23 protein-coding genes are annotated in these 22,029 nt (G+C 28.0%); 4 read left to right on the top strand and 19 right to left on the bottom strand.

What is annotated here, in order from left to right:
- Nucleotides 1-71: 71 nt before the first annotated feature.
- From L3B98_RS26835 to L3B98_RS26785, 11 genes are all read right to left on the bottom strand, one after another.
- The gene (locus L3B98_RS26835) at nt 72-548 is read right to left on the bottom strand and encodes a hypothetical protein (RefSeq protein WP_238918957.1); all 477 of its coding nucleotides are present in this window, start codon (nt 546-548) and stop codon (nt 72-74) included.
- Between the two features lie 380 nt (nt 549-928).
- Nucleotides 929-1,654, bottom strand: coding sequence for a metallophosphoesterase family protein (locus L3B98_RS26830; protein ID WP_238918956.1), 726 nt, complete (start codon nt 1,652-1,654; stop codon nt 929-931).
- Nucleotides 1,655-1,718: 64 nt separating this feature from the next.
- The gene (locus tag L3B98_RS26825) at nt 1,719-2,525 is read right to left on the bottom strand and encodes a flavodoxin family protein (protein ID WP_238918955.1); all 807 of its coding nucleotides are present in this window, start codon (nt 2,523-2,525) and stop codon (nt 1,719-1,721) included.
- A 79-nt stretch (nt 2,526-2,604) separates the two neighbouring features.
- Nucleotides 2,605-3,276 carry a PadR family transcriptional regulator gene (locus tag L3B98_RS26820; RefSeq protein ID WP_238918954.1) on the bottom strand — a complete coding sequence of 224 codons (672 nt, stop codon included), beginning with the start codon at nt 3,274-3,276 and terminating at the stop codon, nt 2,605-2,607.
- 132 nt (nt 3,277-3,408) lie between these two features.
- Nucleotides 3,409-4,332, bottom strand: a complete 924-nt coding sequence (locus L3B98_RS26815) for a homocysteine S-methyltransferase family protein (RefSeq protein ID WP_238918953.1) — start codon at nt 4,330-4,332, stop codon at nt 3,409-3,411.
- A gap of 113 nt (nt 4,333-4,445) precedes the next feature.
- Nucleotides 4,446-5,228: a phage replisome organizer N-terminal domain-containing protein gene (locus tag L3B98_RS26810; RefSeq protein WP_077365009.1), complete on the bottom strand. Its 783-nt coding sequence runs from the start codon at nt 5,226-5,228 to the stop codon at nt 4,446-4,448.
- A 453-nt stretch (nt 5,229-5,681) separates the two neighbouring features.
- Nucleotides 5,682-6,431 (bottom strand): GNAT family N-acetyltransferase, encoded by a 750-nt coding sequence (locus L3B98_RS26805; RefSeq protein ID WP_238918952.1) that lies wholly within the window; start codon nt 6,429-6,431, stop codon nt 5,682-5,684.
- Between the two features lie 38 nt (nt 6,432-6,469).
- Nucleotides 6,470-6,949, bottom strand: coding sequence for a GNAT family N-acetyltransferase (locus L3B98_RS26800; RefSeq protein ID WP_238918951.1), 480 nt, complete (start codon nt 6,947-6,949; stop codon nt 6,470-6,472).
- Nucleotides 6,950-7,127: 178 nt separating this feature from the next.
- A complete protein-coding gene (locus tag L3B98_RS26795; RefSeq protein WP_238918950.1) occupies nt 7,128-7,730 on the bottom strand; it encodes a DJ-1/PfpI family protein in 603 nt (200 codons plus the stop codon).
- Between the two features lie 91 nt (nt 7,731-7,821).
- Nucleotides 7,822-8,331: a GNAT family N-acetyltransferase gene (locus tag L3B98_RS26790; RefSeq protein WP_238918949.1), complete on the bottom strand. Its 510-nt coding sequence runs from the start codon at nt 8,329-8,331 to the stop codon at nt 7,822-7,824.
- Between the two features lie 121 nt (nt 8,332-8,452).
- On the bottom strand, nt 8,453-9,199 hold the full coding sequence (locus L3B98_RS26785) for a class I SAM-dependent methyltransferase (protein WP_238918948.1): 747 nt from the start codon (nt 9,197-9,199) through the stop codon (nt 8,453-8,455).
- A 108-nt stretch (nt 9,200-9,307) separates the two neighbouring features.
- Here L3B98_RS26785 and L3B98_RS26780 point away from each other — a divergent pair, with 108 nt between their 5' ends.
- The gene (locus L3B98_RS26780; protein WP_238918947.1) at nt 9,308-9,958 is read left to right on the top strand and encodes a Crp/Fnr family transcriptional regulator; all 651 of its coding nucleotides are present in this window, start codon (nt 9,308-9,310) and stop codon (nt 9,956-9,958) included.
- 34 nt (nt 9,959-9,992) lie between these two features.
- Here the strand turns inward: L3B98_RS26780 and L3B98_RS26775 are convergent, their stop codons facing one another.
- The 3 genes from L3B98_RS26775 to L3B98_RS26765 all read right to left on the bottom strand — a co-directional run bounded on the left by L3B98_RS26775 (nt 9,993) and on the right by L3B98_RS26765 (nt 12,463).
- Nucleotides 9,993-10,352, bottom strand: a complete 360-nt coding sequence (locus tag L3B98_RS26775) for a hypothetical protein (protein ID WP_238918973.1) — start codon at nt 10,350-10,352, stop codon at nt 9,993-9,995.
- Nucleotides 10,353-10,922: 570 nt separating this feature from the next.
- Nucleotides 10,923-11,966, bottom strand: a complete 1,044-nt coding sequence (locus L3B98_RS26770; RefSeq protein WP_238918946.1) for an NADH:flavin oxidoreductase — start codon at nt 11,964-11,966, stop codon at nt 10,923-10,925.
- Nucleotides 11,967-11,983: 17 nt separating this feature from the next.
- Complete coding sequence (locus L3B98_RS26765) at nt 11,984-12,463, bottom strand: hypothetical protein (RefSeq protein ID WP_238918945.1); 480 nt, start codon at nt 12,461-12,463, stop codon at nt 11,984-11,986.
- A gap of 372 nt (nt 12,464-12,835) precedes the next feature.
- On the opposite strand from L3B98_RS26765, the gene L3B98_RS26760 reads away from it, so the two are divergent.
- Nucleotides 12,836-13,393, top strand: a complete 558-nt coding sequence (locus tag L3B98_RS26760) for a TetR/AcrR family transcriptional regulator (RefSeq protein WP_238918944.1) — start codon at nt 12,836-12,838, stop codon at nt 13,391-13,393.
- 163 nt (nt 13,394-13,556) lie between these two features.
- Here the strand turns inward: L3B98_RS26760 and L3B98_RS26755 are convergent, their stop codons facing one another.
- Entirely contained in the window at nt 13,557-14,162 is a 606-nt protein-coding gene (locus L3B98_RS26755) for a hypothetical protein (RefSeq protein ID WP_238918943.1), read from the bottom strand.
- Nucleotides 14,163-14,427: 265 nt separating this feature from the next.
- Nucleotides 14,428-15,030 (bottom strand): CoA pyrophosphatase, encoded by a 603-nt coding sequence (locus L3B98_RS26750; RefSeq protein WP_238918942.1) that lies wholly within the window; start codon nt 15,028-15,030, stop codon nt 14,428-14,430.
- Nucleotides 15,031-15,635: 605 nt separating this feature from the next.
- On the opposite strand from L3B98_RS26750, the gene L3B98_RS26745 reads away from it, so the two are divergent.
- A complete protein-coding gene (locus L3B98_RS26745) occupies nt 15,636-16,430 on the top strand; it encodes an HAD family hydrolase (protein ID WP_238918941.1) in 795 nt (264 codons plus the stop codon).
- A gap of 160 nt (nt 16,431-16,590) precedes the next feature.
- On the opposite strand, the gene L3B98_RS26740 is transcribed toward L3B98_RS26745, so the two are convergent.
- Nucleotides 16,591-17,382, bottom strand: a complete 792-nt coding sequence (locus L3B98_RS26740; protein ID WP_238918940.1) for an HAD-IIA family hydrolase — start codon at nt 17,380-17,382, stop codon at nt 16,591-16,593.
- A 158-nt stretch (nt 17,383-17,540) separates the two neighbouring features.
- Nucleotides 17,541-18,557 carry a family 43 glycosylhydrolase gene (locus L3B98_RS26735; protein WP_238918939.1) on the bottom strand — a complete coding sequence of 339 codons (1,017 nt, stop codon included), beginning with the start codon at nt 18,555-18,557 and terminating at the stop codon, nt 17,541-17,543.
- Nucleotides 18,558-19,213: 656 nt separating this feature from the next.
- On the opposite strand from L3B98_RS26735, the gene L3B98_RS26730 reads away from it, so the two are divergent.
- On the top strand, nt 19,214-20,131 hold the full coding sequence (locus L3B98_RS26730) for a winged helix-turn-helix transcriptional regulator (protein WP_238918938.1): 918 nt from the start codon (nt 19,214-19,216) through the stop codon (nt 20,129-20,131).
- A 322-nt stretch (nt 20,132-20,453) separates the two neighbouring features.
- Here the strand turns inward: L3B98_RS26730 and L3B98_RS26725 are convergent, their stop codons facing one another.
- Entirely contained in the window at nt 20,454-21,881 is a 1,428-nt protein-coding gene (locus L3B98_RS26725; protein WP_238918937.1) for an arabinan endo-1,5-alpha-L-arabinosidase, read from the bottom strand.
- Nucleotides 21,882-22,029 lie beyond the last annotated feature (148 nt).

Raw genomic sequence — 22,029 nt, 5'->3', positions numbered from 1 at the left:
ATGCATACAAAAAATATAATAGTTTTGATTTCAAGTTATCCCCTCCTAATTTCAAACTTAAAAAACTTTACCTAATATCCTCTATTTTTAAGTTCATTCATAACTTTTGTTATTTTACTACTATCAGAAATATTAATAGGTATACTATAATCAGCCTTATTTACTCTATTTAAAACAAATTTATTATCTTCAATTTTATAACCAGATATTTTATTCAACGATATAAAAAAAGGTATTGTCATAAATGATACTCCTTTTTCTCCTATAAAAGTTGTCGAAGTAATGGCATTAATTATCATTATTATTCCAATAAACATCAGACTATGATTTGCGATTCTTATTGGCTGATGATCAATGAATTTCTCCAGATATATAAAATAACCATCTAGCAATAAAAATACTATTCCAAAAATCATTCCAGATATAAATGAACCTTTAGAGGTCCCAACACTCGTCAAAATATTTCCAACCTTATTTTTTCTGTATATAAAAATTATTAAGTTTATTATTATCACAGCACTAAAAATAGAATAAGCTATATAATTCAAGTTCAACAGCTCCTTTTTGTAAACTAATACATATTTTGTATAGTTGTCCACCTCAAGACATTACTTAAATAAATATGTTTATATATATTTAAATATTTGTATATTTTTAAATTTATTACAATATTCAAATATAAGAATTAATAAAGTTAACAATATAACAATTTATAGCAAACATGCTGATTTGAAACCAATTTATTCAATATCAACTATTCTTTTACACTTAATATTTTACCACATTTTTGTAGTTTTTATCTAAATAAGTAAGCCTATTTTTTATAATATTTATTTCCTGCAAATTAAAAGGAACAAGCTTAATTCACAACTTGTTCCTTTAGTTTTACTTATTTAACTCTTTATGGCCTTTTTATTAACTATCTTCGTTAATTTGAACCATTTATTATAATTTTTTTATATTCTTCAAGTAATGGAAATCTATTTTCTACTGCCATATTTATAATTTCATTTACAGGATAGCTAATTCTTCTATTTATCAAATCAACATTATTTTTATCAAATTCTAAAATTCCATAAGATATTCTATTATCGCCATCAAGAGAATTTCCTACACTTCCTACATTAAATATCTTTCTTTCCTCAACTTCACCAATAAAAGAAGTATGTGAATGTCCACTCAAAATAACTTGTTCTTTCACACCTTCTATCGCCTGCCTAATTTCTTCTTCTGGAACACTACTATCTATTGCTTCAGATATTGATTTAGGCGTTCCATGAACACAAAGTAGATTAATTCCATTTATATTAATAGAAGCTTCTAATGGTAATTCTTTAAGAAATATCATTTGCTCTTCCTTTAAATTTGCCTTTGCATATTTATAATACAAATTTAAATCTTTCTCTCTTCTTGTTCTTGGTATCCAAACATCAGTAATTTCTTCTAGCCATAAATCCGTATTTCCTTTAATCCATGCTATAATTTCAAGTTCCTTATCTTTTAATAATTCAATGGATTCAGAAGGCATAGGACCTTTCATAACTATGTCTCCTAAAATAATAATCTTTTTAACACCTAATTTTTTCAAATCATTTATAGTATATTGTAACGCTACTCCATTACCATGAACATCAGATAAAACTGCTACTTTCATAAAATCACTCCATTATCCGTTCAATTTATGACTATAATTATAATACTAATTATTTCAAATAAACTCAACGAATTGATTTGTTTTTCAATCTCCTACCTGCTAAATTAATTAAATTTTTTAAAATGCAACCAAATCCTTTTTTTAGGAAATTTAGCTGTATATCATAGAAATAATAAGAATCCAACCACCCTCTTTTCTTCCAAAAATCATAATCTGCTTGTGACGTAAATGTTTTACTCCTTAAACAGTTAAACATAAAAATATCATACAAAGTTGGATTATGTATATTATTACTCTCTATAATTTCCACATAACTTTTCACATCTCTTTCAATCTTTTCAACACTTTTTTTATAGTAACGCCTATCGTATACCCATTCTAAATCTTCCTTTAAGTTTTCAAAAAACATAGGTGATATAATATTAATTGATCCAATCAAATTTCCACCCCATCCACACACAGTCATTTTAAGATATTTAGTCACTTGATTATGCCCTCCACCACCTGTTGTTACAACTGTTAATATAGGTTTTCCTACTAATTCTTGTCGATGAAATAAATATGATAATCTATCAAATACTCGTTTTAATGGCGCTGGAACTTGATAGGCATATACTGGTGTTGCCAAAATAATACCATCTGAATTTAATAATTTTTCTTTAATTTTGTTTAAGTCATCCTCGCAAGGACAAAATTTTTCGCTTCTTTTAAAACACATATCACAACCTTTACAATCTTCAACCGTATAATCCTTCAAAAATATATATTCAAAATTTATATCATTTTTCTTTTGTAATATTTCCTTAATTAATTCACATACATTATAACCATCTTTTTTTCGTGGACTTCCCATTAATACAGTAATTTTCATTTTATCAACCCTTTCATTGTATCCAACATTGGATATAGGTATTATTTTTTTATCCTATCTACAAAGATAGGATAAATGATTATTTTCTTAAAGCCTTAATCAATTCCTCCAATTTCTCAGGGGCAGTATCAGGATTATTTAATATTTCATATTTTAGATCTTCTATATTTTCTGCTCTATCAACTTCTATCTCTTTTGCATTTGAAAAATCAAATTTTGCTATTAAATTAGTTATTTCATTACTTGCCTCAACACAATCATCTATATTCTCAATTAAAGCATTATGCCACTTAATTTGATATTCAAGATTAGAAATCATCATTTGAAATGCAATTTTTTCTATTTCTAAAGTTTTTTGATTAACTTTAACTTTTTGCCATTTTTCAAGATATATTTTCTGATTATTTAATTTTTCAATATGTTCTATTATTTCATCAGATATACTATTTTTATCAAGAGTGTTTAACAATGGATAAATGATAAACTTATCTGAACCAATTTCATTTATATGATGGCTTAATTCTTGTTTGACTAATTCTTTCAATTCTTTTTTGCCTTTTTCTGTAATAGAATAAATTTTGCGAGCTTTCGTACCGCTGCCTATCTCCTCAGCTAATATAATAAGCCCTTCTTTTTCAAGCTTACTTAACGCATAATATATAGAACCAGATTGAATTTTAGTCCAACTATCCATTTTATTTACTTGTATAAACTTTTGAATTTCATAGCCATGTGTTGGCTTAATACTCAAATAATATAGAATCAATACTTTAATAATATAAATCGCCTCCTATCCAACATTTTATATAACTTATAATATATCCAACATTGTATATTGTCAATAATTTATTAATCTATGTACCTAATATGAATTCCAACAGGTTTATTTTTTTATTCTTTTAGCTATTTCTTCTATATGAGTATTATCAGTACCACAACAGCCACCAAAAATTTTAGGTGTAAAATACTGCTCTAACTTCATCATTTCAACAGCAAGGCTGACACTATCAGATGATTTTAAATCACTATAATTGTCTAGTTCTTCTGGTGATAATGGTGAAGTGTTTGCTTGTATACCACAGAAACGACTTTTTACCAATTTAGTCTTATTGAACGGAGCAGACAACGCCTTTTCTAAAACTTCTGGATGAATACAATTTGTCATATAGCCAATTGGTTTATAAACTGTTGCCTCATCTATATTTAAAATGGCATTATGAATAGTGGTTCCATCTATTAGCTTCCCATTATTCCTAATCATAAAGCTAATAATATATGGAAGTCCTGTACTTTCCATAGCTTTCGCCATTCCTATTGCTTCAGATAAAGCAGGCATAATTCCAGCATATAAGAAATCCACTCCTGAATTTTTAAATAAAGTTGCTTGCCATGAATGAAACTCCTGAGCCTCTTCCATAGATAAAATTTCTGTTGCTTTATATGCATCTCCCTTACATCCCATTAAACCACCAACAAACATATTAGTGCTAGTATTTTTCTTAATTTCTTGTAAAAAACGCACATTATCTTCAATAATTTTTTCACTTAAATTAGATTGGAAAACACGTTCTTTATTAGCTCTGCGAGTTGGAGTTGTTGCAATAAATGGCAAACTATATTTCTCAGCAATTTTTACATATTCTTGAAAAATAGTTTGCATAGCTTGTCTTGATTTATCATCATAAATTAGATTAGCCATCGCAACTTTATCTTCAAACATAATATTATATTCCCGTTTTAATCTTTCTCCTAATGCACCCTCCATTAAAATTGTTGACGATTCATTAAAGCATATTTCAAAATTCAAATATATCACCTATTTTCGTAATTATTGATAATTAGTAATTCTTTTCTTTACATTAAGTTACATATATATAACATTATACCTTATATGACTTTTTAACAAAATGCCTACATTACTTAAAATGTCCATGCGGAGATAATTTTATCCCCTTTGCCAAGTACAAATTCACCGCTAGTCAGAGTACATATTTCACCAACACCATCTTCTTCATCTGTATTATTAATGATATTATCCTTCTTCCTTTTCCTTGTTTTCTCACCTTTCTCTCTATCTAAAGGCATAACAATATTATCATTCAAATTATTTGTCGTAGTTATTGCAACTTCCTCTGTAGTAACTTGATTTTCTGGTTCATTATTTTTATTATCATGTATTTCATCCTTTGCAATATCTTTAACCGTTTCAAAATTATCATTCGCATTGCTCACAAAAAAACTTTCACCCTCATTTATATTAACTTGATTTTCAGATTTATTATTATCATTCTCTTGAATTTCATTTTTTAAGTTATCATCTTCTTGGGCTCTATTATTTGCAAGGACTTCTTTATTATCAGCTTCAGTTTTTTCCTTAACTTTTATATTTTGATGCTTAGCAAAGTTTTTCACATAATAAACCTTATGTTCAGTAAGCTCAACCATTTCTAACCCAATCAATACATCTAAAGCCAATTCAATCTGTTCAACACCTCTATTAAATTCTATAGCTAAAGTTTTTGCAGTATAAGGAATATTTTTTGATAGATATAACTCTCCAGCTAAGTTAACTTTTCCACATAGAAGTACAAGCCTATACCATACATATTGAATAAGATCTCTTTCTGGTTTCATATCTATTATTTTAAATTTTGTGTCATCTGGCATGTCTACTCTGAATTTTACGTACTTTCTTTCTCTCATATTACTCATTTCCTTTCATATATATAATAAACAATTTAATATTCAAAAATGTTCTTATTTGCAGCATAGCTGCTTTATTCTAATGTGCATATTTTCTTTCTCTCATTGATATCATTCCCCTTCATATATACTAAATAAACCCTCAAAGATGTTCCGTGTTAAAGAAATTTCAGTTGCAGAATAGTTACGAATTGTAAAAAGTTTCGTATTGCAGCATAGCTGCTCTTCTTATAAGTGCATAGCTGCTTTTTTTGTAAGGCGCATAGCTTCTCTTTTATAATGTGAATAGCTGCTCTCTCTATAGATTTCTATTTAATATATATGCACTTATTAAAGAAAAAACATAAAATCCAAAAATTTTTATATTAATTTTGTTTAACTGTTAAAAACACACTTATTTCTTTCAAATCAAAAAGGAACAAGCTTAATTTACAGCCTGTTCCATTAGTTTTCTTATATTACTTTTTTCACTCTATACCAATATGTATATAATTTTTTAAATCCAAGAGAATTATATAATCTAACTGCTTGCTCATTTAATGAAGTTACTTGTAAGTATGCCATATCTGCACCATTTTTAATTCCTTGATCTATAATCGCTTGACATATTTTTCCATCAAGTCCCTTACACCTATATTGTTCCATAACAACAATATCATATAAACCTATTTTTCTATTTTCAAGAACACCGAGACCACAAGCTATCATAGTATCACCTTCATTTATATTTACACAAATTACTGGATTTTGTATATTGGAAAGCATAGTTTTTACTGTAGCTTTTATGCTTTCTTCTATTATTTCATTAAGATTAAGAAATCCCTCTAACCATTCATCAGTCATGTCCATACTGATATTAACATCTTGAAGCCGGGGCACTGTACTTTTATCTATTTCACAAACCATAATATCTGCTGATTTTTCAATAGTATATCCACGTTTTTCTAAACATGTATCCAAACCTTCAGCAACATTTTCTGTCATCTTATAAATACATGGTAATCCTTTTTTAAAGTATTTATCTTCACAATAGTCAATTTTATTTTCTAAATTAATTGTTGATGAATACAATGGATTTATACTATTTCCTCTGTATGTATATCCATTTGAATATCTTAAAATCCACCCATCATATAATTCTGTTAATATTGCAGGAAAAGCATTTATTGATAACTCTTCTATTTGTAATATTTCTTCCTCCATTTTGTAGCTCCTTCTATTAATTCAAACAACTTCCTCATTTACTTTGCCATATTTACCAAAGTATCTCCTGTTATTCGATACACTGTCCAATCATTCATAGGCTCTGCACCTAATGACAAATAAAAATCAATACTTGTCTTATTCCAATCTAAGCACCACCATTCAAGACGACCACAACCACGCTCAACAGCTATTTGAGCAAGATACTTTAAAATTGACTTGCCATATCCTTTTCCACGGTGCTCTTGCAAAACAAATAAATCTTCTAAATATATTCCTGAATGTCCAAGAAATGTAGAAAAATTATGAAAGAATAATGCAAATCCGATTTCTTTCCCATTCTCTATCGCAAAAATCACTTCTGCTTTTTTCTTTTCAAAAATCCATTCCTTTAATTGATCTTCTGTTGCTACAACTTCATCTAACATTTTTTCGTACAACGCCAATTCTTTTATAAAATACAAAATCTTTGCTGTATCATTTATATCAGCAAATCTAAACTCTAAGTTACTTTTCAAAAAAAACACCTCTTTCAAAATATCTAATAATATTAAAATTACTATTCCCTACTGTTTATTAAAAGACTTAACAATTCCCTTAGCAATTATCCTTATAAATTGTGCTAACCTTCCAAAAATCATTCCAGTTAATTATCATTACCAATTTAACTTCTCTCATCTACAAATTTTTATCTAATCATTCATACATTTTAAAAAACGGATCATAGTTGCTATCTTCATTCCATAAATATTCAATACTTTTGCTAATCTCTAATGCTTTTTCCTTTCCAATTAACTCTTCTATAAAACCTAATGCCATATCCATCCCTGCTGAAACGCCAGAAGATGTAAATATGTTGCCATCTCTTATCCATCTAGCTTCCTCTACCCATAGCACATCTTCATTTTGTTCTGTAACCCATTTAAATGCTCTTTTATTTGTTGTTGCTCGTTTTCCATTTATAATTCCTGCTTTCGCTAGTAAAGCTGACCCTGTACACACACTTATTATATATTTTGCTTCTTTTGACATATTTTCAATGAAGTTAATAAAATCATTATCATTAACTTTTTCTCTTGTACCATTTCCACCTGGCACAAATAAAATTTTCAAAGCATCATCACTTGTATATAAATTAGTCTCCACCTTTACCTTTTGAGAACTTTCAACCAGCCCACCGTCAACTGAAATAAAATTCAATTTAAAAATCTCTGGTAATTTTCCAAGTATTTCAACAGGTCCAAATACATCTAAAGTTTCAAATTTATCAAACAATAGTATATCAACTCTATAATTCATATTATCAACTCCTAATATTTTATCTGAATATAATAATTTCTTTTAAATCACATTCAATTAATAAAAAATCAATTTACAAATTCTAAATATGCTACTTTTTAAATTTAATAATATAATTATTAAATTCATTTGAAGAGCCTACTAATGTAAAATTACAATTATTTAACACTTTATTAGAGCCTGTATTTGTTTTTAATACCTTATTAGCTGTTATACCCTCTATTAATGGATATTTATACGCCCAATCCATTAATAGAGATAACGCCTCTGTCATAAATCCTTTCCTTCTACAATTTGAAGATATGCTATACCCAACCTCTGTATATCCATTTTCATTTGGAATTCCTTTAAATCCAATAAAACCTATTCCTTCCCCATTATCCTTATTAATAATAAGCCAATAAGTATACCAGTCATGGATATCTTCACTAACCTTTTTCATTTTCTCTATTTTCTTTGTTATTGCTATTTTAACAAAATCAAATATTGCTTCTGTATCTATAGGCGTTTTAATTTTTCTATCATTATTAATATTTAAGAGTTCAGTAAATGACAAGGGTCTTAAAAGTAAATTTTCACCTTCCACAAATATCTTTTCCACTGTAATACCTCCATTTTATAAATCTTTCCTCAATATACTTACAACCATAAAACATTACAAGTTTACTTTCAGAAATTATCATTATATATTCCCCACCTTTTTCACTGGCTGAAATGTGTCTTTATTTTTTTACTGCAATAATTTGAATACGCCTATAATCAGCTATCCATTGATTGTCTTTCCATATACTATTTCTACAAATTTTTTCTGTTTCAAATAAGATTTGTTCCCTTTCTTTATCTGATACATTGGATAAATAACTTGCAAAAAATTGACAGAGCCAATTACGTAATCCTTTTTCACCATCAGCAAGTGGCGTTGGTCTATCATATTCAATTATATGTTCTATTTCAAAGCCAGTTTTTTCTAATAATAATTTGTATTCCTCTTTTGAAGGTAGAAAAAAATCTGAACAATATAAATATCCATTTTGCTTTAGTACTTTTTCAAATGCAGCTTGAATTTGATACACATTATTTTTTGCTCCAAATTCACAAATCAACTTTCCATTATCTTTTAATGAATTATAAATGGAACTTAATAATTTTTCTTGATTTGGAATCCAGTGAAAAACCGCATTAGAAAAAACAGTATCAAAATAATTTTCAAAAGCCAAGTTTGTTGCATCTGCCACTTGGAACTTTAAGCTTGGATAATTTAATTTTGCCTTCTCAATCATATCTGTTGACGAATCTATTCCAATAACAGTTGCTTCTTCTTTTGCCAACTCATTTGTTAGTATCCCAGTACCACAACCCAAATCCAAAATTTTTTGATCTTTCTTAATATTTACTAAATCAATCATAGATTTACCATATTCCGCTACAAAAGAATGTTTATTATCATATAGATTACTATTCCATTTCATAATCCGTTACCTCCGAGATTTTTTTATTATATTATTGCACAAAACATTAACGAAGAATGTAAACTATGATACAATTAAAAAAATATTATTTCAATGGAGGTGTTTTTCTTGGATAAAGGAACTTTATTTTTAGACCACAGGATAGATATCCCCGCTAAATTATTTGATACTTTTAAAACAAAACCCACTCGTATATTTAAAAATAATCAGCTAATCTATCAGCAAGGAGAATTTGCTGATAATTTTTATTACTTAAAGGAAGGAATTGTTCAAGTTTTTGCAAATTCCTCAGATGGTTTAGAAAAAATATTAAAAATTTATAAAAATGGTGAAATTTTTGGAGAAGCTTCTTTTTTTGATGGATTTCCAAGAATGTCATCAGCTAAAACTCTTTCCGATTCAGAAATTATCACTATTAATAAAATTGATATTATGTCATATTTTCAAAACGAACCTTTTCTTGCCTTAAATTTCATAGAACTTTTATCACAAAAAGTTAGGATGTTATCAAATGAAATTGATAATATTTCATTTTTATCTGCTGAAAAAAGAATAGCTCAATATCTATTAAATATGAGCAGACATACAAATTCCCCCATTAATTCTACTCATGAAGATATTGGCAAATCTGTAGGTGTAAGTAGAATTACTGTAAATAGAACTTTAAATAAATTCTCTAAACATCAATGGATATGCACTAAATATAAAAAAATTTTTATACTAAACAAGAATTCTCTTTTGGAATTTCTAGAGACATAATATTCAGTGAACATTATATTCATAACGCAGCATATTATTCATCATTTTCCGTTTTCTCTATTTGTTTTAATATGAATTCGACTGCCTCTGAATAGTTTTCTACTTTTTTCACAACAAAATATTTCGTAAATTCTCTCGTCCACATATCCATTTCTTCTTCTATTTCGTTAACTTCATTCATTATAAACACTACATATCTACAATCAGTTTTTGCTATTTCTGGCAATAGAAAAGAAAATCCCCATTCAACATCTGCTTTATCATCTTCAAATCCATTTCTTGCATCAACTGCAAAATTACTATTAGCATATTGTTTCAGTAACTCTAGTGCAAATGTTGTTGGCTTTCTATAATCATCTAAACAACAAAATTTTTTCCAAGTTAGAAATACTATATTATCCTTTTAATAGAAATGCCATTTTATCACCACTTTCTTATATTTTTTCTTCATTACAATGTTATTTCTATCAACTATTCAATCTATACATTAATTTTATAATTTAATCCTATTTCATCTCCTGGTAATCCTCTTATCCCCACTTGTACTTAGGAGTTTCAAAAATTGTTACTTAAACATCATTAGGTAATATCCCTAACTCATTTTGTATCCTTTCAAAAGTTAAATTTCTCAGGTTTAATCTATCCATACTTCTTCCTCCATTTTACGCATTTTGGCGATTACGTTTTCATTTGTTATATTTATATTAACACTGCTGAAATTTTATTTTAATCGTTTTAATTAAATATTTTATATTATTTCACAATTATAATTCTGTTTATATAATCTAATCTTTGCAAGCTTTAAAATGAAATAATCCAAGGATAAAATTTTCCTTGGATTATTTTTTATATTAAAAGTATTATTTTATGCTATATATAATCTTAAGCTTCGCAGGATGCTCTAAATAAGATATGTAAATATTTTATATTTTTAATAACTTTACATTTACTCTATAGTTAAGCTTTATTTGTTTAAAACACACCTGAAACCATTACTAGGATTAGCACATTGATTACAGCTAACACACTTTGTTTGAGTTATATGTTCTTTCTCATACTTATTTATAAGATCAGGTTCTGAAATAAAAGGTCTTGCCATCCCAAAGTATTCAATTCTTGTACTACTTAGCAGTTTTTCCATTTCTTCGAAGTTACGATTTCCTCCTGTAACTATAACGGCAACATTATTTTCTTTAGCTATTGCAGCTGCTTCTTCTTTAAAATAAATCCCTTTATTTGAGGATAGCGACATAAAGTTACCACTTACTTCTATTGCATTAACACCAAGTTTTGTTAATTCCTTACATGTATAAAGGCAATCCTCTAAAGTTAATCCTCCTTCAAATCCCTCTATACTATTAACTTTAACCCAAATTGGATATTCAGGTCCAACTGCTTCTCTAATTGCTGAATATGTTTCAAGCAGCATTCTTACTCTGTTTTCTATAGACCCACCATAAATATCATTTCTACGATTATAATAAGGCGTAATAAACTGATTTAAAAGAAATCCGTGAGCAGCATGAATTTCAATACCATCAAATCCTGACTTTTTAGCTCTAAGTGCTGCTTCTGCAAATTTTTGTTGAACAGCTTTTATTTCACTAATATTCATCTCTTTAGGAATAACATTAGTATTTGGGTTTGCTACGGCACTTGGTCCAAGAATCTCTCTATCCCCTACATCACCCATGACATAGGAACCTATATATACTAATTGAGATATAAAATTAGCTCCATGAGAATGAATTTTATCAGTTAACTTTTTGAAATTCTCAATAAATGAATCCTCGTATATTGATAATATAGGAAATGATTTTTCTGCTTCATCTACTAATGTAAATCCAGTAATAATTGTTCCTACGCCACCTTTTGCTAAAGTCTCATATTTTTCAATAATTCTCTCATTGATGAGACCTTCACCTGTAAAATCACCTATGGCTGCACTGATAAAACGATTTTTTAAAGTCATATTTCCCATTTTAGTTGTATCTAATAATTTTTTCATATATTCATTTCTCTCCTTTATATTAATTTCAATTTATTTAATTGTTCCTTAACCTTTTTTCTAACTTCATCATTTTGCATTTCCTTAACTTTATAAAAATCCATATTCCCAATAAACTTTCCGCCTGCCATTGCAGCCTTAAACTTTTCAAAGCTTTTTCCAAAATCTCCTCTATGGGTTATAAAAAATATAATTTCTTTATTTTTATAATCTGCTTCCTTTAAAAATTGCCCTATAGCTGGTGTATAAGTGTAATTCCAACAAGGTCCTCCTACATAAATACGATTATATTGTGAAAAATCAATTTCTTTAATTCTACTTTTAAATTGGCGTCCTTGAGCAATATGTCTGATAATTTTTATAGCAGTCAATTGTGATGCGTTATCTTTTCCATTAATTTTAATTATGTTACAACTTAGCTCGTCTGATAAAATCTTAGCCACTTTTTCTGTATTCCCTTGAACTGAATGATATAAAACTAATGTTTTTTCTGACATGTTGAACCTCCATTAAAGCTTTAATTTTTTCCCGTTATCTTATTCATATTTTCACTATTTATTATTTTTTGGAATATATATTCTAAATAAAATTATAAATACTTATATCAATATTGTCAATAAATTTTAGAATTTTTATTCCAATATTTTAACTTAAATACGCATTTTTTAATTTAAATTATATATTTTTTAATATTTATTGGAATTAACATGCCATTTATAATTATTTTTTATATTATATCATGCTATCTCATTTAATTTTTGCAACATAAAAACATTCTTTTGGAATTTATATATCTATAATTGACATCAAAATGAAAAAAATATAAAATTAATTAGAACAAAAATTCCATAGTACTAGAGGTGAATGAAATGGGAAAACGTGATGACATTTTGATGTCAACTCTTGATTTAATTACAGAAGAAGGTTTGCAATCTGTTACATTTGCAAAAATTTTTAAACGAGCAAATGTTGGATCTGGAACTGTTTATAACTATTTTAAAAATAAAGAAGAACTAGTAAATGAATTATACAAAGCTATAGCTATTCATATGTCAAAGTTCATAATAGAAAATTATGATCCTACAGAAGCATTATATGAAAGATTTAAATTTCTTTTAAATAGAATAGCAGATTTTGCAATCCATTATCCAAAAGAATTACAATTTCTTGAAAATTACTATCATTCGCCATATATATCTGAAGAATTTAAAAACACAACTGATCCTGCAATGAATGATTTTTTTTCAATTATACTTGAAGGGCAAAAGCAAGGAATTATTAGAGAAATGAATTTGATGATGTGTTGTCAGATAGCTACTGGGCTGATTATATCCGTTATTAAAGGCCATTTAAATAATAAGTATCCATTAAGCGAAGTGGAAATAAAGCAAACTATAGAAGCCTGCTGGAGAGCTATAAAAATTTAACAAAAAATTTTTATGTTAACATTATATGAAACGAAAAAGGTTAAAGATTTAGTATCATTATACTAAGCCTTTAACCTTTTTATTTATATAATTTTTAATTTATTGTTATTTTCAACATTCTCGATTACTATTCTAATATCTTAAATACAAATTCTGATTTTATTTATTTCCTTTTCTTATTCTTAAAGAAATACAATGCTGCAGCACTTACTGCAAATACTACAAATAATCCTGTAATTATAAGCAATGCTTTAGCATTGCCACTTAAAGCTTGAAGTTTTTCATAAGAAGGCTTTGAAGTTTCTTTTTTCATTTTATAGGTTTTAATATCACCATTTCGATCTATTATTGCACAATCTCCATTAAGTTTTGAAAGCATTTCAGTTGAGCTTAAATAAGTTAATGAATCTTTTAATATTTCACTATCTGGTGATGTTAATACAAGCATAGCCTTTTGATTATTAAATTTCGATACATCAAATTGAAAATCAGCAATTTTTGAGCTAAAAGGATCTGTTAACTCCAATTTTTCATTTGATAAAAGCTTAATTGCTGTATCATTAAACATTCCATCTTTCACAAATGAAGCACCATAACTAGAAAAATAATATTCATTTATAGTGTTATTTCCAATATATAAATAGGAATCTCCTGTTACTAAAGTCCAAGGGGTTTCTTCCTCTCTTTTTTCACAATAAGTATTTTTTTGTTCTAAGTCAAAAGCAACCTTTATATCTAAATAATTTGTATTATTAACATCACTGGGCAAATTTAATTTTATTTCATCCTGTAAACATTTAGCTTCTTCTAACTTTTTACTACCTATTGGCGTATTATTGATATAAGCAGGATATCTGGTTGGCTTGTTTGCGATACCCCTAAAAATAAATATAAATATTTATTTTTAAAAAACTACTAAAAAAGTGTTGATTTTTCTTAGCAGGTTCTTGTTTGAATTTTTAGTTTGGTTAAATTCTGACCATGATGGCGATTTCGTCAAGGTTTAGTAGGAATCGCCAGGGTTTGGTGGGTGGCTACAAATTATCTAAAAAATCCTGTAGCATTTCAGCAGTAATTCCCCAAATATTATAGTCTTCATATTTATAAAACAACGATCTGTAACCAGCTTCCCTAAATTTATAATTTTCCTTGTTAACTATCAAATCATAAGGAAAATCTTTTGGTCTATCAATTTTTATTTTGCTATTTACCTCTAAATATTTATGATTTATAAGGTAATCCAATGGAACAAGAAATATATGATCCACCTCATCTTTGTTTATATTGATATCCTTAACATCTTCTATCACTCCAACAAAAGGATGAATTATTATTCCATCAAATCTAACTACTGTATCTAATTCATTGATTATTTGTATATTGCTTACTCCAAGCTCTTCTGATATTTCTCTTAAGGCAGCTGTCTTTGGTGTTTCACCCTCATCTATTTTTCCTCCTGGAAAACAAATATCACCAGGCTGGCTATTCAACTTTTTTGATCTTACTTCAAACAAAACTTGTACTTCTCCATCAACATTTATAATAGGAATTATTATTGCTGATCTTCTCATTTTTCTCCAACCATTAATATATGGTTTAATATCTTTAATTTTACTTTTAATGTTTTCTATATCCATACTGTCACCTTCCTACTTATAAAATTTAAAAATTTCTGTTGATTAAATTCTATTATACAATTTCTAATTAATATTTTACATCTCAATTTAACAAATTTTGAAAAAATTAATGCCTTAAAAATAAACTTTCTTCATAGAGTTTTCCTTATAGATATCCAAGGCGAGAATTAGACATATACGAAACTTACCGAAATCAGATACATTTATCTTCCACAGGACTAGTGAAATTTTCGCTGGAAGGTTCTAAATGGCGGCTTGTCGTCATTACAGCGTGTTCCGAATGCAAAATTCGGACAAGCTGTAAATGAGACAAGCCCCAATTAAGAACCATCATCATCTCAATTTCACATGCCTGCTTCCAGAAAAATGTATCTAATTTCTAGTGTAGTGTTACGATTATAATTTCTCAATGATGCATGTACATTCCATTTATAAGTTTGATTATTAAATTGGATATCTGTATCAAAGACTAATTTATAATCGAAGATTTATAACCTTATTTTCATATATATTAAATCATTGAACCTCTATTAAAAAGTTTCAATATTATTGTAACAATGTTAAAATAAAGTGTAATTGATTTTAATATTGGGGAGGGACTTAAAGTGAAAAAAATTGCGTTTTTTGATATTGATGGTACCTTATATGGCAATGATGGAACTACACACAGAATTCCAGATAGTACTGTCTTAGCTATAAAAAAGTTCAGAGAAAAAGGGAATTTAGCTTTTATATGCACTGGCAGACCAATGAGATTTATTTATCAAATATTTGGAGATAAAATGTTTGATGGATACATATCTGCAAATGGAACTTATATAGTTTATAACGGCCAAAGTATTTATGATAGAACTCTAGAACCTGAGACTATAACAAGACTCATTGAAGCTTTTAATGAATTAGATATAAGAGGTGCCTTTGCTGGTCCATATAAAGGATATCCATATAAAATGGCTGCAGATGAAATTCTGCACTATAATTCTCAATTTACTGGTGAAGAATATCTAATTAAAGAATGGAAATTAGAAGACATTCACGCTAATGCTTTTGATATTTTTTATAACGATGAATCTCAACTAAAAAAATGCAGAGAGTATTTTTCTGACAGCTTAGTATTTAACAGTCATGGTGCTCACATGTCTGCCGATGTATCTTTTAAAGATTTTGATAAAAGTTCTGGAATTAAACATGTAATTAATTTTCTAAATATCCCTTTAGAAAATACCATTGCTTTTGGGGATGGTTATAACGACATTACCATGTTTGAAACGGTAAAACAAGGAATAGCAATGGGAAATGCAGTAGATGAATTAAAAAAAGTTGCTACATATATAACAGATAATATTTTTGCTGATGGTTTATCTAATGCCATGATAAGGTTTGGTTACATTGATAAATAAAACTATTAATTAACTTTTCAATTTATTTTGGATAAATCTCAAGATGTAATTTTTAGTTTAGCACTTCAAATCACAAGAACTCAAGTGCTTATAACATATACTTAACTCTTGAGTTCTTAATTTTTATTTTATATTTTAACTTTTGTTCTTATTCTATGTATTAAATTGATAATTCTTCATACAGTTCCTTAATTGATTCAAAACTGTATGTTGGTTTAAACTCTGTGTCAGCTAAGTCTTCCTTTTTTGCTTCACCAGTAAATAGAACCGCCGTATCCACACCACCATTAATTCCACAAGCAATATCAGTATACAATCTATCTCCAATAACTAAAGTCTCTTCCTTTGAATATCCAGTTTGCTTTAAACACATTTCAACTATTGCCTTATTAGGTTTTCCTATGTATATAGGTTCTCTTTTAACTGCATTACCTATCATTTGGCATATAGAACCACAATCTGGTATAAAGCCAAAGCTAGTTGGACAAACAAGATCTGGGTTAGTTGCTATGTAATCTATATTTCTTGTAGTTAATAGCTCACAAATATCTTCTATCTTTTTGTAATTTAATTCATTATCAAAGCCTACAACTGCACAGAAAATATCATCCTCCTGCTCTTCTGTAACCTTTATATCAAAGCTTTTTAGTTCTTGGATAAAGGACTTTGTACCTAAAACAAAAATCTTTTTATCCTTATAATTTTCTCTCAAGTATAAAGCAGTAGCATAAGAAGAGGTAACGAAACTAGTTGCATCAACTTTTATTTTAAACTTCTCAAATTTTTTAATATAATCATCAATACTAGTAGTAGAGTTATTAGTTATGAAAATATATTTTCCACCTATACTTAAAACATGCTCCATAAATTCTAAAGTTCCATCTATCAAAGTAGTATCTAACGCAATTGTTCCATCAATATCTAATAAAAATAGTTTTTTATCTTTTAACATAATACACTTCTCCATTATAAATAAATTTGTTATTTAAAAATAAAAAAACAAATTTTAAATAACTATGATGTAATTATAAAATATAAATATAATTATAGCCACATGTAAATTGCTTAATACCTTTTACATATGGCTATAAACCTAGAATAGTTGACATATTAAACTTCAAATATACGCGTATCAGGTGAAGGCACTCCAAAATCAGGAGTTCCATCTTCTTTCCACTTAATTATCTCAACTCTTGCATGTCTATTAGGATCACTTAAAGGATCTCCTTTAAGTTCAGTATAATTTCTCGAATGATAAATTAATAAATCTTGGGTTCCATCTTCTGAAACCGTGAAACTATTATGACCTGGTCCATATTGATGATTTTCATAAGAAGTTTTAAACACAGGTTCTTTAGATTTAACCCAAGATGAAGGGGCTAGTAAATTGCTATTTTCATCAGCTGTAAGCATACCAATACAATAATTTTCATCGGTAGCACTAGCTGAATAAGTTAAAAATATCTTCCCATTTTTCTTTAATATAGCTGGTCCTTCATTTACCCAATATAGTTTTATTTCCCAATCTAATTCTGGTTTAGATAATAATACAGGCTTAGATTTTAAGGTCCAAGGATTCTCCATTTCTGCAATATAAATATTAGAATGAGAATTTGGTTCTACTTCTGGATCTTCTTGAGCCCATACATAATAAAGCTTATTATCATGTTCAAAAGTAGTTGCATCTAATGCAAAACTATCCCAGCCAGTTTCTATTTTTCCTTTTTCAATCCAATTATCTGTCATCGGATCTTCATTAGCATTTTCAAGCACATACATAGAATGGTTAAAAGTAATTCCAGTTACCTCCCTATTTGGAGCAGCAGCAAAATATATGTACCATTTACCTTGTATATAATGAATTTCTGGTGCCCATATTAATTCACTCATTTCTCCACTGTCATGCTTTTTCCAAACAGTCCTTGTTTCTGCAGCTTGCAGCTCTTCAATAGTCTTTGCTTTTCTAAGTTCAATCCTATCAAATTCAGATACAGAAGCTATAAAATAATAAAAGCCATCTTTATGTTTATGGATATACGGATCTGCCCTTTGAATTATTATTGGATTTTTATATTTTTTATTCATTTCATCTTTCTCACTTTGAGTATCCCTTATTAATTTGCTCATAGCTTCCCCCATTTTTCATAAAAAGTTTAATTATTAATACGTTTAATAGGCATTTATAATTCCTTTTATTTTAAACAACATTAAACAATACTTCAAATCTATAAATGCATTTATTTTTAAATATAATCTTTTTCTCATTTTTTTAATTTCTCACTAAAGCTTGTGTTTATAATGTCCTCAGCAACAAATTCATTGTCCACTAATTTATGCTTATACAATTATTATATACCCTTATATACCAAAGTCAACATCTTTAAATTAAATATAATTAAAATATTTTAAATTTAATTAAATCAATGCTGTTTTCCACCGATTAAAACCTTGTAATATACTTCAAAGCACATATTTCCCCCAAAAAAATTACACAAATATCTTTTTATATCCTATTTTTTTCTATATTTTACATGAATATGATCATTAACAAATAGTTTTAATTTATACATTTTTAAAATAATAATTCACTTTTCTTGTATCTATAGGTATAATAATATATATAAGTTCCAATTAAAATTGTACATTTCTATTCAAAAAATCTAGAATTGATTTTGCCATTAATTGAACATTGATAATTAGAATATATATTACTTTTTAATTCACCACTTAAATCGTATTATTCATTTTTATTATATAAATATTAACTTATAAAGGAGATTACTATGATTCATATTACTAATCTAAAGGATAGTTTACCCTTATTCAAAGCTTTAAGTTCAGATGTACGAATAAATATCATCGATATCTTGTCTCAATATAAACAATTAAACATGAATGAATTATCTGAAAAATTAGATTTGACCAATGGTGCAGTAACAATGCATATAAAGAAATTAGAAGAATGCGGATTAATCAAAACCACAAACTTAACCGGAAAGCATGGCTTGCAAAAGATATGTTCTCTGCATGAAGATAAGTTTGTTATTGATATAGGAAAACAAGATGTGGATAATTCTTATGACATTAATTTAAGTATAGGTCATTATTCAAACTATGATATTACACCTACTTGCGGAATTGCAACTAAAGATAAACTTATAGGTGAAGTTGATAACCCTAATTATTTTGCAGATCCTGAAAGAATAAATGCCGATATTTTATGGTTTACTAAAGGCTACATAGAGTATAGAATTCCTAATTATCTAAAACCTAATGAAACCTTATCCGAACTTCAAATTTCTATGGAAATAAGTTCAGAAGCTCCTGGTGTATGTAGTGTATGGCCTTCTGATATACATTTTTACATTAATAATCTAAACATTGGAAGCTGGACTAGTCCAGGAGATTTTGGTGATAGTAAAGGAATTTTAACTCCAATTTGGTGGAATCCTAACTGGAATCAATATGGATTATTAAAACTTTTAAGCATAAATTCCTATGGAACCTTTATTGATGGAATGAAAATTTCAGATGTTACCTTAGAAGATTTAGAATTAAATTACAAAAGCGATATACAATTTAAATTAGCTGTTCCAGAAGATACAAAGCACGTTGGCGGTTTAACTATTTTCGGAAAGAATTTCGGAAACTATAACCAAGGTATAAGCGTTAGATTAATCTACAATCCTTTAACTCAATAACCGCATAACTAATTACATTTTCACCTAAAGTAACTTTTTCACAATAAAAAAATAAGAAAAGATATCATTATGTTTCCACTAAAATATCTTTTCTTTATTTTCATACATATCTATTCACCTATTACAAATATCCAATTATCAGTTAAAGATTGTAGTTCTAATAAAAAGTTCACAGAATAAACAATTAAACGCCCATACGAAAAGATCATGTAGCCTAAAATTTGCCATTGATAATTGACAGCAACTCATCTAGTTCATAAAATTCAATTGTTCTAATTCCTCAAAATTGACAATTGATAATTTGAAACCAGTAATTGAACCATCATCTTATTAATTTACCAATCAACGACACACCTTTTTTATCTAGTGCGGTAATTATAAGTGTTTGTTTATTATTTTCCCAATCCCATGAAGGCATCACCTTCCCTGTATATTCAACACTTTCTCCATTAGAATTTGGTATTTCAACAGTTATGTCATCTTCTCCTTCCAGCTTCCATTTTCCTGATGTTTTTTCATTTTTTAATTTACCATTACTACTTAAATCATATTCTACAGAAGATATCATTGTATTGATGTTTTTATCTTGTACTATTAACTGCCATTTACCGACAATAGCTTCCTTCTCAATTTTTTGTTCTTTTTCTCCAGCATACCTTTCTGGAGAAATCATTGGCCATCCATCTTTCGACCACAATATTTTTCTCACATTTAAATAAAACCAATCAGTTTTTTTCTCAGTTCTTGCATGATGTATTATATAGTAGTTACCATCATCTTTTAATATAGAATTATGACCCGGAGCAATCCAGCCTTCTGCATTTCCAAATTTATATCCACCTAAAACTTTATTCCCGACTTCATTTGGCTCTACTTTAGTCACTTCAGTCATATTATTTCCATCACTATCTAAATACAGTCCTTCTATATTATCTGCTCTTCCAACTCTTACATTATAATTTGAACTCAAAGAATCGTAGGAAACAAACAAATAATATTTTCCTTGTTCTTCATTATATATAATATACGGACCTTCAACCGCTCCACTTACAGACGCTGCCCTCTTAGCTATGTTTTTACCCTTATCATTTGGATCGATTGGCTTTCCAGTATTTTTATCTAGTTTTACTAAATAGATCCCATTCCAAAAGGACCCATATGACATCCACATATCACCATTTTTATCAAAGACTATATTAGGATCTAATGCATTTCTATCATCTCCTTGATTAGTCTTTAAAACCAAACCTTGATCTTCCCAAGGGCCCTCTATTTCTTTACTTTTTAACAGCCCTATATATGATCTATTTTTACCAAAGGTTGATGCACAATAATATAAATAATATTCATCCCCTACTTTTGTTATTTCTGGTGCCCATATTCCTTGAGCACGACTCCAGCTTTTTGCTTCATCTGGAATTCCTTTTAGGGCTTGGCCTACAAATTCCCAGTTAATTAAATCCTTAGACTTTCTAATTTGTATACCTGGCGTTGCCGGACCACCTACTCTAGCATCTGTTGAAAATACATAGTATGTATCTTTATCTTTATAAATAGATGGATCATGGGCTCCTAAAGTGCCCCATTTGCTTTTATCTAAAACAACACTTGGATCTCTTAATTCTTCTTGCTTTGGATCTTCTGGAAATCTCACTTTTGCTAAACTCTTTTCACTATCTTCTTTTGATGTACAACCAATTATCCCAACTATAAATATAAGCATTATAAATATTGAAATACTCTTTTTCATTCAATCACCTTCCTTCTAATAACAAACAAAGTGCCTTCAGCACGCAATTAACTTTATCAATTAAAGATATCCAAATTAATAATCAAACTTATAAATGGAATATACATACATCATTGAGAAATTATAATCGTAACACTACACTAGAAAT

Source organism: Clostridium sp. YIM B02555, assembly GCF_022320955.1.
GTDB lineage: Bacteria > Bacillota > Clostridia > Clostridiales > Clostridiaceae > Clostridium > Clostridium saccharoperbutylacetonicum.
Note: the sequence above shows the minus strand (reverse complement) of the source record. Positions and strands in the feature narration are given on the sequence as shown.